Here is a 13,805-nt window from a genome sequence, read left to right on the forward strand (position 1 = left end):
GGAGCAAGCCCCCTCCCACATTTGTAATTCAGTGCCTGGCTGGCCTTATTCCGGTGCGTGATCGCGTAAAAACACCAGGTTGTCCGGCTTGGACTGCTCCGCATTGAAGCGATAACCCTGCGCATCGAACTGCTTGAGCCTGGCCGGGTCGTTGATCCGCTCTTGAATCACGAACCGGCTCATCATGCCCCGGGCTTTTTTCGCGTAGAAGCTGATGATCTTGTACTGGCCGTTCTTCAGGTCCTTGAACTCGGTATTGATGACCCGTGCGTTCAGGGCCGTGCGCTTGACCGCCGAGAAATACTCGTTGGACGCCAGGTTGAGCAGCACATCGTCGCCCTGTTCGGCCAGCGCCTCATTGAGCCACTCGCTGATGCGCGTGCCCCAGAAGGCATAGAGGTCCTTGCCACGGGCGTTGGCGAGTTTGGTGCCCATCTCCAGGCGATACGGCATCATCAGGTCCAGCGGGCGCAGCAGGCCGTACAGGCCGGAGAGCATGCGCAGGTGGTCCTGGGCGTAGCTGAAGTCGGCGTCGCTGAAGGTTTCGGCGTTGAGGCCGGTGTATACGTCGCCCTTGAACGCCAGCAGCGCCTGTTTGGCATTGGCCGGCGTGAAAGCGGGCGTCCAGCTGCCGAAGCGGGCGGCGTTGAGGCCACCGATCTTGTCGGACACGTGCATCAACTCACTGATCTGCGCCGGGCTGAGTTCGCGCAGTTGCTCGATCAGTTCTTGGGAATGGTCGAGGTACTGCGGCTGGGTGAAGCGCGGGGTTACCGGCTTTGACTCGAAGTCGAGGGTCTTGGCGGGGGAAATCACCATCAGCATGAAGTTGGCTCCAGAAATCGTGGCGTGTAGCGTGGACGCGATTCTAGGGGTTGGGGCGGTTTGACTCCACCTATGATGGTGATAGGCGCGATCCGCTATGATGGCCGGCAACTCTGGAGAGGGAGACCCCAAGTGCGATTAGCGCTTTTTGTGACGGCGTGCCTGTGGTGCCTGAACGTGCAGGCCGCGCCGGTTGATGTCGCCAGCCTCGACCGCGCCACCTGGCCGGAAAAACTCGGCAGCCCGGCGCTGTTCGACGTCGCCTCGCGTGCAGAAATCCTGATGTTTGCCCATGGCTTGATCCTCAGCGAAGCCCAGGACGAAACTGCGCTCAAGCAACGCCTGGGGCTTAAGATCATCAACCTGGCGGCCATCGACGACCTGCGCCGCCAGCTTTGGCAACGTTTGTTGGAGAACTACACGTTTGCCCAGCAGAGCTGTGAGCAAGACGCCTCGTTCTGCTACCTGGTGGAAAACATGGACGACCTGCGCGAGCAGGCCGGCAAATTCGAGGTCAGTGACAACTCTTTCTATATAGGCTGGGCCGCCCCCAGCCGGCAGTTCCATGGGCGCTATCTGGACGAACTGCTGCGCAAGGCCGCGTTGTTGCCGCAGATCAGCAGCGAAGTCGCACGCTTCGGTGATCATGAACGCAATGGTGATGAACTCAATGACCGGATGTTCCTGCTGACCTTCGACGGCGGCCCGGCGCCGGTCAGCGGTAATACCGACTGGCTCGCCGACTACCTGCGCCAGCAAAAGATGAACGCTACGTTCTTCGCCCTCGGCAGCAGCCTGCAAACCCGTGTGGAACGCAGCTCGGCCGCCGATGTGCAGGCGCTGTACCAGGGGCAGTGCGTGGGCAGCCAGGGCTGGCAATATCGCTCCCACAGCCATTGGGTCGACTGGCAAGACTCGATCATCCGCAGCGCATCGTTGGTGCAGAACCTGCTGCCGGAAAATTATGTGCCGCTGTTCCGGCCGCCTTATGGGCAGCGCCGTGCGGACAGCCAGGGGTTCTTTCAGGCGCAAGGTCTGCAGGTGGCGTTATGGGACATCGACTCCCAGGACGATCCGGGCAAGCTCAAGGCCGAGGAATCGGCGCAACGGGTGCTGACGCTGATGCTGCTGTGGCGCAAAGGGGTGATTGTGTTTCACGACACCCAGGACAAGGCGCGGGTGGCATTGCCGCTGCTGTTGCAGGCAGCGGCGCAAAGTGGCTTGGGTTGGCAGGAGTGCCGCGAGGCGTTTCGCTGAAAATGCCCGGCCCCGTTGGGCGAGAGGCATTTTCGGGGTTATTTGCTGCGACATTTCGCAGCAGGCGGACTTCCGACTTTAACGGCCTGCCTGGCACTCGGCTAGTGCTATTCGTCATCCTGAAAAATAAACTTCAAAAAAGCGTCAAAGTGCTTTTTCCTGTCATGGGTTTTGCGGTATTACGAAGTCAGATCGCCGAACCCTGCAACACAGGTGGCGTCTTCCAAGACTCCTCATGTGGGCACCGCACTTGATGTCACTCAAGCTGCGGTCGGTGGTCGAATCGAGGCGCAGCACCGCCCAGGTATTGCGTCGACTGGCTCCCACAAAGGTGACCGAGTATGGATGATCATGGACGCACCCCTTCTTCCGACCAGCCAATCCTTTATGTGCTTGATACCAACGTACTGATTCACGATCCAAACGCACTGCTTAACTTTGAAGAACACCATGTCGCCATCCCGATGATCGTGCTGGAGGAACTCGACAAACTCAAAAGCGGCCATCACAGCGTCGCCGCCGAATGCCGCCAGGCCATCCGCCTGATCGACAAAACCCTGGGTGAAGCCTCGCCCGAGGACGTTGAAGTCGGCGTGCCGATCCAGCGCGGCAAAAGCGGGCCCAAGGGTTTGCTGTCGATCCTGATGAGCAAGCGCAACGAGCCCAACAGCCTGCTGCCGGAAAACCTCAACGACAACAAGATCATCAACCAATTGATCGACCTGCACGCGCGCGACAAGGACCTGCGTGTGGTGCTGGTGACCAAAGACATCAATATGCGCCTCAAGGCCCGAGCGTGTGGGATCGCGGCCGAGGACTACAGCACCGACCAGCTGGTTGACGACGTGTCGATGTTGTCGCGCGGTTATCACATGATGACCGGCTCGTTCTGGGACCGCGTCAGCAAGGTCGAAACCCGCCAGGACCATGGCCGCACCTGGCACCAGGTGCAGTTGATCGACAACCTGCCGGCCGTGCATATCAATGAATTCATCGTCGACGAGCAGGGCTTCGTGGGCTGGATCAAAGAGATCCAGGTCGACAAGCTGCTGATCCTCGACCTGCATCAGGAACCCCTGTTGCACCAGGAAGCCTGGGGCCTGAAACCGCGCGATATCTACCAGAGCCTGGCGCTGTACGCGCTGCTCGACCCGGACATCCACCTGGTCAACCTCACCGGCGCCGCCGGCTCCGGCAAAACCATCCTGGCCCTGGCCGCTGCTATCGAACAGACCATGGTGACCAAGCGCTATCGCCGCATCATCGCCACCCGTAGCGTGCAGGGTCTGGACCAGGAAATCGGTTTCCTGCCCGGCACCGAAGCGGAAAAAATGGAACCGTGGCTGGGGGCGATCACCGACAACCTCGAAGCCTTGCACATGGATGACGAAAACACCCATGGCAGCGTCGACTACATCCTCAGCAAAGTGCCGTTGCAGTTCAAATCCCTCAACTACATCCGAGGCCGCAGCTTCCAGCAAAGCCTGATCCTGATCGATGAATGCCAGAACCTCACCCCGCACCAGATGAAAACCATCATCACCCGTGCCGGCGCCGGTTCCAAAGTGGTGTGCCTGGGCAACCTGGCACAGATCGACACCCCTTACCTGTCCGCGACCAGCTCCGGGCTGACCTACCTGACGGAACGCTTCAAAGACTTCCCGAACGGCGTGCACATCGCGCTGCAAGGGGTGCCACGTTCGATCCTGGCTGAATACGCCGAGTCGCATCTGTAACCATTCCTGTAGGAGCGAGCTTGCTCGCGAAGAACGTTAACGATAACGCGGGGCATCTGCTGCCCCGCGTTGTTCTCTGGTTTTTCGCGAGCAAGCTCGCTCCTACAAGGTTTACAATCGGTGCTCCTGATCAGGAGTATCGCTGTGCTGACTCATCTAGATTCCCAAGGTCGCGCCCACATGGTCGACGTCACCGACAAGTCCGTGACGTTCCGTGAAGCGGTGGCCGAAGCGCGCGTGCGCATGTTGCCCGAGACCCTGAAAATGATTGTCGACGGCGCTCATCCCAAGGGCGACGTATTTGCCGTGGCCCGCATTGCCGGTATCCAGGCGGCGAAAAAAACCAGCGACCTGATCCCTCTGTGCCACCCGTTGATGTTGACGGGCGTCAAGGTCGAACTGAGCGCCGACGGCGCAGACTCGGTGCATATCCTGGCGCGCTGCAAACTCTCCGGCCAGACCGGCGTGGAGATGGAGGCGCTGACCGCCGCCAGCGTCGCAGCGCTGACGATCTACGACATGTGCAAGGCCGTGGACCGGGGCATGACCATCGAAAGTATTCGCCTGCTGGAAAAGCTTGGCGGTAAAAGCGGGCATTTCAAGGCGGACCAGGCATGAGCATCAACGTATTGTTTTTTGCGCGTTACAGCGAAGCGATTGGCCTGGATTCGCTGGAGATGGAAGGCGACTTCGCGACGGTCGACGCCGTGCGCCAAGCGTTGGCGGTTGAGCCGGACTTTAAAGTGCTCAACGAAACCAGCCTGATGTGTGCTCGCAATCAGGAGCTGTGCTCCCTCGACGAGCCGTTGCAGGCCGGTGATGAAGTCGCCTTTTTCCCACCCGTGACCGGAGGCTGAACATGGCCATTCGTGTGCAGGTCGAAGCCTTTGATCCCGGCGCCGAAGTCAACGCGATGCATGCGGCCAATGTGGGCGTGGGCGCGGTGGTGAGCTTTGTTGGCTATGTGCGCGATTTCAATGATGGCCGCGAAGTGGCGGGGATGTTCCTGGAGCATTATCCCGGCATGACCGAAAAGGCCCTGGCCAAGATCGCCGTCGAGGCCGAGCAACGCTGGCCGCTGCTCAAATTGGAGGTGCTGCACCGCATCGGTGCCCTGGAACCCGGCGAGCCCATTGTCTTTGTAGGCGCCGCCAGTGCCCACCGCCAGGCCGCATTCGATGCCTGTGCATTTGTGATGGACTACCTGAAGACCCGCGCGCCGTTCTGGAAGAAGGAAAACACCAGTGAAGGGCCGCGCTGGGTGGAAGGGCGGGACAGTGATCATGTGGCGGCGGATCGTTGGAAAGCTTGACTGTTCATCAATCGGTGGCGCTTGCATAAACAAGTAGCCATCGCTGGTATTTAGATTATTAAACCTTATTAACTTATTTCGATTTAATCTACCTGACTGTCAGTTCTGACAGTTACCTCATTTAATTTATTGATCTCTAATCTTCTTAAGCACTCGGCCATTTAGGCATTTAGGCATTTAGGTGTGTGATGTTTCAGGTTGAATTGATTTTGACCAGTCTCTGTGCGTCGGCTGACATTGAGTTTTGGAGAGTAAAATGATCAGGCAATCAAATAATATGAGACTTTCACACTTTAAAGTCAGATTTGCTGACGGTACCGACTATACGGATGCGCTGTATGCCAATGGGCATCATCAGGTTGATATTATTGTTGAAGTTTTAAAAGAGGTTATAGGGAGGCTGGGTTCTTGGAACAATGTTGCGTTAACTGATAGCGAGCGCGCCAGTATAAAAATCGTACCTGTATTAATGTCGGTTGATCAAAGTGAAGCGGTCGGGTGGGTGTTTGATACCGAGAAAAATGAATACGATTCAGGGCTTTGGAATCGCACGGGGGAAGCACCAGGCGGGCCTGGGCCAAATAGTGTTATTGTCGATCCGCGTATAGAAATTATCCACCGATATGTGCGCGTCGAGGAAATTTCATCACTTGAACCTATACAGTTCATGGCAACCATTATATTGGATGGCGAAGGTGTCACCCGTAGCTATTCCGAATACCCGACTGACTTCCAGTCATCGGTGTTTATTGCTCCCGTCGCGCCGCCCGTATTGCTCTCTACAGAACTTGATTTAATTACTGACTATTATGCTTTTGATAGTGTTGGTGTCGATGTGGATATGTATTACTGGGACGGTGTGAATGGTTTGCGTTTTGTTGATAATTATGGATTGGTCGAGCCGTTGTATGTGCCGAATGAAGGTACGGTTTTTCAGACATCTTATGGTTTTTCGAATGCTTATAAGGGAGGCGTTTTCAAGGGTGCAACGAGTGTTGATTTGCGTTTGAGTATGGTTCACCAAAATCTTCCGGCATTAAGTCCGGGTGAGGATCCGGCTTTTCTACGGAAGTGGAATCGCGTCATGTGTGCCGTTAGGCTTCACACACAGATACCGAATCTTCCGCAGAATGATACGCAGAGTAAATGGCTGCTGCGGGATAACTTCGGAACACTTCATGCATTCAAAATTGTACCGCATGAAGGTGGTAATCGCATGAATGTAGCGCCCGTTCAATTAAAACGACGGCCTAAACACTTGCGAATTATCCTTACCAATGGCCAAGACTCAACGGATGCGCTCTATGCCAATAGCCGGCACCAGTGCAAAGTGTCTATTGAGCTCGGTGTGGAGCAGGAAGGAATTGATGGTCTTTGGGAGGATGTACAGCCACGGGCGGACGAGAAAGACAGTGCTACGATCACGCTGTATTCGGCAAATGTGAATCAGCCTTTACCTGCCGGATGGGCGTGCGATGCAGCTCGAAATATATATGAGATCGGACTGTGGAATCGAAGTTTAGAAGGCGCAGAAGGGGACGAGGTAGAGGAGCAAATTACACAGCAAAATATGGGCTCGACGAATGCTATAGAGGTAATTGATCGTTTTATGCGTTTAGAGACGGGCGTTTCAATTGAGTCCAGAAGGTTTATGGCCAGGATCGTTATAGGTGGCAAGGTTTATACTACGAACTTTTCTGATGCTGAAATCAACTTCGATAGTTGGGTGCATATTTCTCCTCGGCAGCCTTTTAGAGTAAGGGTTGCTGATCTTGTACGTACTGTGGATCATGCTTATTGGGAGTTTGGTTCGGGGACCGATATTGATGTTTGGTATTGGCTGCCGCCGCCTGGATTGAAGTTTGTCTCCCAGCTGGGGCTGGATTCACCTATGCGGCTCTTTGATGAAGGAAGATACTTTCAGACAACCTTAGTTCATAAGTCTGACAAGTATTATAGAAAGGTTGGCGTCGTTATAGGGCACGATATCCCTGGAGCAAATCCTAAGATTTATGATATTCACAAAACATTGCCAGATCCTACTCACAGTGTGCCATTTAATCGAGTAAATACGATCATGCGTGCGATGTGGGTTTCCGGTAAGAAAGGCATGCCTGAGGGAGAAGTCAGAACACCTTGGCGTCTGCTGGATAATTATGGTTGCATGCATGCATATACGATGCAACGAATTGGAAATAATATTCAGTTGTTGGATTATGAGAACTGATTAAATTGCCGTGATTTTTCTTGAGAGCAGGGGCTTGACATGAATGTATATTCTAATGCATTTAATTTTTCCTCGTACTTAAGCGGTTCAGTCGATCCGCGTACAGGTCAATATGGATGCCAGATCCGTTTGTCGCAATTCTCCCCTCAAGGGCCTCTTGAAGTCAGTCGCAGCATTGTTTTGTCATTCTCCATGCTCAGCTCTGAAAGTGCGCCTTACGGATTGGGTTGGCGGCTGAGTAATACGCAGTTTGATCTCTCCAACTCCCAACTTACCTTGCTCAGTGGCGAGCAGTTTAAGACCCAAGGTATGCCTTCAGTTGGCGGCATGATGGTGTTCAAAGATCGAAAACTCAAAGATTTGGTAGTAAGACGCACAGATGAAGCCACGCTCCATGTGATTTATCGGGATGGCACTGTCGAAGTTTTGCAGCGTATCAGCAGCACGCTCCCTTATCGGATCACTTCCATACGATTCGAAAATGGTGAAGTGTTCACCTTCCGCTACGCCGCGGGCGGCGCTCTTGAGCGGGTTCTCAATCACAAGCAGGAAGAGTTGCTGGTGCTGACCTATGCGAGTGGAGCCCTGCAAACGGCTGATGCGCGGGTGGAGGGCGGTCGTTATGCGCGCATGCGGTTTACTCAGACCAATGGTCGCCTCACAGGTGTTACCGCCCCTTATGACCGTAGTGGCCCGCCTGGGGTCGCGGCCTATCAATTTACCTACAGGACACCGTTTCGTAATGGCCTGGTGGCGATCGAGCGGATGCAACTGCCTATGGGTGGGGATGAACGGATCAGCTACACCGAGAACGGCCATCAATATGGCAATAACCAGTTCATCCCACAGGTGTCCAGTTGGACGCAAACCCCAGGTGCCAATCAACCTCCCATGATCCGGACTTATAGTTATAGTTCTGGCACAAACTTTACCGGGTTCCCCTATTCCGGTGGTTTTCATGAAGGGGAGGACAATCTGTATCTGATTGGCGGCGCCTATAACTATTGGACTGAGGAGCAAGCCATCGACTCGGCAAATGACAATGCCGCGCTGACCGTTACCTGTACCACCTACAACAAGTTCCACCTGCTGACCGAAGAATCAGTACTGCGTGAAGGTACGCGGGCCAAGACTACCATCGCCTATAACGTGGTCCCCGGCCTGTTCCCCGCCCAACCCCCCAACCTCCAACTGCCGAAAACCATCACCAAGCGCTATGAACTGGTGGCCGGTGGCACGGCGCGCGAAGAAATCCAGCAGATCGAGACAGACGACTACGGCAACGAACTAAGCCGCACCGAAACCTCCGGGATTCGCACCGAATACACTTACTACCCGATTGCCGGCGAGAGCGGCAAGTGCCCGGCTGACCCCCATAATTTATTCCCGCGCTACCTCAAGCAAGAGCGCCTCATACCTGTGGGAGGCACGCCTGCACCCGTGCTCACGGAGTACACCCATACCCGTGTGCCGCAGACGGGCAGCAGTTACTTTGTTCTGCAGCAGTCGAGCAGCCAGGCCGGCGGGCTCACGATGCAGCAAAGCTACTACGAAACCCCCGACGAGCTGGCTGGCCGGCTGAAGAGCAGCACCAGTACGGTCGACGGGCAGGTATTGGTCAGTGATTTCAGTTACACCATTACAGGTGACAACCTTGTGGAAACCCGACGCCTGACGGGGCGCGAGGGGCAGTGGCTTGAGGCGGTGCGCACGCTGTCGCTGGTCAATCGACGGCTGCTGTCGATGGCGCGAGACGGTGGCAGCACCCTGGCCCTGGCGTTTGATGTCAGCGGCCGACTGATCGAAGAAACGGTTTCCCCCGGAAAACCGCAGCAAGCGAGTCGACGTTATGCCTACCATTTTGCAACGCAGGATAAACGTGCCCATCTGATCACCACGGATGCACAAGGTAACAAGGCCATTACCTACTTCGACGGCGCTGGTCGTCAGGTATCCGAGGCTCAACTGATTGGCCCGAACCAGGACCAGGAGCGTGCCACCGCAACGTGGCGGTATGACGCGCTTGGGCAAACCGTGGAGACGGTCAATTTCGATTATCTGGCCGACCGACAGATTTCACTGAAGAGCACCCATTCCTACAACCGTTGGGGCAATGCCAGCCGTGTGGCTCGTTCTGATGGCCGTGTGGAGATCAATGAGTACGACCCGCTGCTGAATCAAACAGAGGAAGGCGTTGCAGGCGGTGAGCGGCTGGTGAGCTATTTCAATGCGCATAACCAACCGATAAAGGTGGAACGGCTGGACGCCAATAATAATAAAGTCGAAGTGGAGTCGCGCACCTACGATGGCCTGGGCCGATGCCTGTCGGTACTGGATGTCAGCAAAAACAGCACTGAATTTGCCTACGATACGTTTGGCCGACTGCAGACGGCTCTTCAAAAACCGGTAGACGGTACCCCGCAACGGCTGCGTAAAACCGACTATGCCCCAGGTACCAGTGCTGAACTGGCCACTGCGATTACGGTCGATGGTAAGCGGCTGGGGACGCGGACTTACGACAGCCTGGGCCGAATGGCCAGCCAGGCACGAGGGACGGGGCAGGCTACGACCTGGGAGTACGAGGCGGGGTGGATCGAGCCGATCGCCATGGTGACCCCCCGGGGAGTTCGTCAGAGCCTGACCTATGACAAGGAGTTGGATGTAGCGAGTCAGATTGAGATGACAGGGCTCCCCGTGAGCACCTATCGGCATGACCCGATTAACGGAGCGTTGACCCGTTCGGAGACCAATGGCCTTATCCATGAGTTCTTTCTGGATGCCAACGGCCATACCGAAAAGGACGTTCAAACCGCCAGCGGCACCACCTTGACCGCGCAGTACAGCTATTCCCCGGCAGGGCGCCTGCTTCATCAAACGGCTGCCGATGGCCAGAGCAGCCTACTTGAGTACGATATCCACGGACGATTCTCCCGGATGACCACCGGACCCATGGTCATTGAACAGTCCTACGATACGTTGGGCCGGCCCGAGAGCCTGACCACCGCCTATGACAGTACGCGAGTCGGTACCAAGGTGTCCTACGATTCGCTGGGGCGGGAAGCCGAGCGCCGCTTTGAGCAAAACGGCGCGCTGTTGCAGGTGATGAGCAGCACCTATCACACCAACAGTATGTTGGCGACTCGGTTTCTCCGGAATGCAAGTTCACAGGTGGTGATCGGTGAAACCTTCGCCTACGATGCCTACCTGCGACTTAGAACCTACCGCTGTGAAGGCCTCGAGCATCCGAAGGATCGGCTGGGGCGTGCCATCACCGGGCAAGACTTCAGCTTTGATAACCTCAATAACATCACACGGGTAGTGACCACTTTTGCCGATGGCACCCAAGATACGTGCGAGCGTTTTTTCACCGGCGCTGACCCCACCCAACTGACCCGCCTGACTCACACGCTTCCGGTACAGAATTTCACAGCGGCCTATGATGCCGCCGGCAACTTGCAGACGAGTCCCGCAGGCCAGGCCTATACCTATGATGGTTTCGAGCAACTGACCGCTGTGCAGGCCAATGCCTTCAATTACAACTATCAGTACGATGCCGAAGCCCGGCAGGTCGTCGCGTCTCGCGGCAATGAACCGCCCGTGATGCTGGCATACGCCGGGGGCCGCCTCGATACCCTGGTTGAAGGCAGCAGGAAGATTCGCTACTTCGACGGTGCGGACCAGGTGATGGCGCGTACTGGCGGGGTGGAAGGCCCGCAACTGCATATGAACGATGCCGCCGGCAGCGTCCGCGGGATTTCGTCCCCGGGCCAGGCACCTGTGGGTCGCCACTACACGCCTTATGGTGATACGCAGATCCCTCTGGATGACGGTACACCCCGCACCTTGGCCGATTTGCAACTGCCTGCATTCAACGGCCAGCGGCTGGATGCGGCGATCAACCTGTATTTCCTGGGCAACGGTCAGCGTGCCTACGATCCAGACTTGATGATGTTCTTGCAGCCCGATCCGTTGAGTCCGTTTGATGAGGGAGGGATCAACAGCTACGCCTATTGTGCCGGTAACCCGATCAACCTGATGGACCCTAACGGGTTGTGGCCAACTTGGTTGAAGTGGGCGTTGACCGGCGTTGCGTTGGCGCTGTCGGTGGTAACGCTAGGGTTTGGGGCAGTTTCTCTTGCGGGAGCGGTAGCTGCGTATACAGCCGGCGCAGCCGCTGCGACTGCCGCTGCGACTGCCGCTACGACTGCCGCTGCGACTGCCGCTACGGCTACGGCAACCATAACGGGGTGGGTTATCGCCTCCAAAATTGCGCTTACCGTCGGGGCGGGGCTTGGCGTTGTAAGTGGAACGCTGAGTGTCACAGCGATGACTATTGCCGAGGTCGACAAGGCCATGGGATGGGACCGTTCGGGCCACATCCGTAATCTTGGATGGACGTCTCTCGGATTCTCTCTGGCCTCATTGGCAGTGAGTGCGGCGGGGGCCTATACCTCGGCGCATATGGCCTACAACTCTGCTGCTGCAAAGTTCACGGGTATTGGCAAACTGACAGACACCCCCCTCGGCAGTGCGCTATTCGCGGCACGCCAACGTCTGTTGGGCTTAAGCTACAAGTTTACTGATAAAGCTGGCGTCACCCCACTCAGCCAGCTTATCGGGGGTCTACGGGCGATTTTGAGGTTTACTAACCTAGGTCGTTCGCTCGAAAGTAGATTCTTATTGCCGGCCAAACCCGCCCCGCAGGGGGGCGGTGATGGCGGGGCTGCTTCGGCCCAGCCCCAGTCGCAAGCAACGGGCAGTCCCTTGCTGGACATGCCAAGCAGCAGTGCCGGCTACTATCAGTCATTCAGAGACGAGGCATCGCGCGTACGCCAGCCCATCATGGGGGAATTGTATCGGGGGTAGTGCCAGCCTGTGTCGGTGTGGCATACCTGTGGAGCGAGTTCGCTCCACAAGGGCTTGTTCCTTATGTGCGCTTACGTTCCACGGCACGCAATAAATGCGTCGACGGCGTTTCACAGCTGATCTTGCGCCCCAGCAGCGTCTCGATCGACGGCAACTGATACGAGTCATCTTCGCCCGCAAAGCTGATCGACACACCGGCAGCGCCCGCACGACCGGTCCGGCCGATCCGGTGCACATAGTCATCCGGCATTTCCGGCAGGGTGAAGTTGATCACGTGGCTGATGCCGTCGATGTGAATCCCGCGTCCGGCCACGTCGGTGGCCACCAGCACGCGGATCTTGCCTTCGCGGAAACCTTCCAGGGTCTTGATGCGCTTGTGCTGTGGCACATCACCAGACAGTTGCGCGGCGTTGACGCCATCACGTACCAGGCGCTCTTCGATGCGGCGTACTTCGTCCTTGCGGTTGGCAAATACCATCACCCGCTCCCAACCGTTGTCGTTGATCAGGTTGTAGAGCAGCTTGTACTTGTCGGCACCGGCGACGGCGTAGATGTGTTGCTCGACGTTTTCGCTGGCGACGTTGAGTGCTTCGATCTCGACGATGGACGGGTCGGTGGTCCACTGCTTGGCGAGGTTCATCACGTCTTCGGTGAAGGTCGCGGAGAACAGCAGGGTCTGGCGCTCGGCCTTTGGCGGAGTCTGGCGAATGATCTGACGCACCTGTGGGATGAAGCCCATGTCGAGCATACGGTCGGCTTCGTCCAGCACCATCACTTCGACCATGTCCAGGTGTACGTCGCCGCGCTGGTTGAAGTCGAGCAGGCGGCCTGGGGTCGCGACGAGGATGTCGCAATGACGGGCCTCGAGGTGCTTGAGCTGTTTGTCGAAGTCCATGCCGCCGACGAACGTCATCACGTTGAGGCCGGTGTACTTGGTCAAGTCGGCAGCGTCCTTGGCGATCTGCACCACCAGCTCCCGCGTAGGCGCGATGATCAGCGCGCGCGGCTCGCCCATGTAGCGCTCTTTCGGCGGCGGTGTCTGCAACAGTTGAGTGATGATCGAGATCAGGAACGCGGCGGTCTTGCCGGTGCCGGTCTGGGCACGGCCGATAGCGTCTTTGCCGGCGAGGGTGAAGCCCAGCACCTGCGCCTGGATCGGCGTGCAGTACGGGAAGCCCAGGTCCTGGATGGCGTGCATCAGTTCCGGGGCCAGGTTGAAGTCATGGAAGCGGGTTTTGCCTTCCTGGGGCTCGACGACGAAGTCTTCGAGTTTCCACGGCGTCACGGGCGGCTTGGGCGCGCGTTCGCGGCGTGGTTTGGCGACAGGCGCGGCGAGGATCTCTGCGGGCTCGGCCTGTTCGGGCGGTGTCACCGAGGCTGTTTTCGGTGCGGCGGCAGGTGCGATCCGCTCGGGCTGCCTAGCGTCATTGCGGTTGCCGGGCTTGGGAGCGAGAGCACTGGGAACAGGCGCGAGCGGCTCAGCCTCGCTTTTGCCGAACATCTTCTTGAGTGCTTTGAGCACGGTCATCTCATTAATTGGTTAAGGAATGTACGCCGGCCAGTGTAATGCAAGAATCGGGCG

At 56.9% G+C, this 13,805-nt stretch carries 9 protein-coding genes; 7 read left to right on the forward strand and 2 right to left on the reverse strand.

Annotation, left to right across the window (positions count from 1 at the left end):
* Positions 1-45: 45 nt before the first annotated feature.
* Positions 46-825: a peroxide stress protein YaaA gene (yaaA, locus tag C4J85_RS04835; protein WP_124365907.1), complete on the reverse strand. Its 780-nt coding sequence runs from the start codon at positions 823-825 to the stop codon at positions 46-48.
* Positions 826-957: 132 nt separating this feature from the next.
* On the opposite strand from yaaA, the gene C4J85_RS04840 reads away from it, so the two are divergent.
* The 7 genes from C4J85_RS04840 to C4J85_RS04875 all read left to right on the forward strand — a co-directional run bounded on the left by C4J85_RS04840 (position 958) and on the right by C4J85_RS04875 (position 12,223).
* Positions 958-2,082 (forward strand): polysaccharide deacetylase family protein, encoded by a 1,125-nt coding sequence (locus C4J85_RS04840; RefSeq protein WP_124409097.1) that lies wholly within the window; start codon positions 958-960, stop codon positions 2,080-2,082.
* A 341-nt stretch (positions 2,083-2,423) separates the two neighbouring features.
* A complete protein-coding gene (locus C4J85_RS04845) occupies positions 2,424-3,818 on the forward strand; it encodes a PhoH family protein (RefSeq protein WP_057724660.1) in 1,395 nt (464 codons plus the stop codon).
* 144 nt (positions 3,819-3,962) lie between these two features.
* Complete coding sequence (gene moaC, locus C4J85_RS04855; RefSeq protein WP_038849958.1) at positions 3,963-4,436, forward strand: cyclic pyranopterin monophosphate synthase MoaC; 474 nt, start codon at positions 3,963-3,965, stop codon at positions 4,434-4,436.
* Entirely contained in the window at positions 4,433-4,675 is a 243-nt protein-coding gene (gene moaD / locus C4J85_RS04860) for a molybdopterin converting factor subunit 1 (protein WP_124403149.1), read from the forward strand. Before moaC ends, moaD begins: the two co-directional genes overlap by 4 nt.
* Positions 4,676-4,677: 2 nt before the next feature.
* A complete protein-coding gene (gene moaE / locus C4J85_RS04865; RefSeq protein ID WP_124409098.1) occupies positions 4,678-5,130 on the forward strand; it encodes a molybdopterin synthase catalytic subunit MoaE in 453 nt (150 codons plus the stop codon).
* A 256-nt stretch (positions 5,131-5,386) separates the two neighbouring features.
* Positions 5,387-7,357 carry a hypothetical protein gene (locus tag C4J85_RS04870; protein ID WP_124409099.1) on the forward strand — a complete coding sequence of 657 codons (1,971 nt, stop codon included), beginning with the start codon at positions 5,387-5,389 and terminating at the stop codon, positions 7,355-7,357.
* A 39-nt stretch (positions 7,358-7,396) separates the two neighbouring features.
* Entirely contained in the window at positions 7,397-12,223 is a 4,827-nt protein-coding gene (locus C4J85_RS04875) for an RHS repeat-associated core domain-containing protein (RefSeq protein ID WP_124409100.1), read from the forward strand.
* A 61-nt stretch (positions 12,224-12,284) separates the two neighbouring features.
* Here C4J85_RS04875 and rhlB read toward each other — a convergent pair whose 3' ends face one another.
* On the reverse strand, positions 12,285-13,751 hold the full coding sequence (gene rhlB, locus C4J85_RS04880) for an ATP-dependent RNA helicase RhlB (protein WP_124409101.1): 1,467 nt from the start codon (positions 13,749-13,751) through the stop codon (positions 12,285-12,287).
* Positions 13,752-13,805 lie beyond the last annotated feature (54 nt).

Origin of the sequence: Pseudomonas sp. R4-34-07, assembly GCF_003852375.1 — a bacterium.
Lineage (GTDB): Bacteria > Pseudomonadota > Gammaproteobacteria > Pseudomonadales > Pseudomonadaceae > Aquipseudomonas.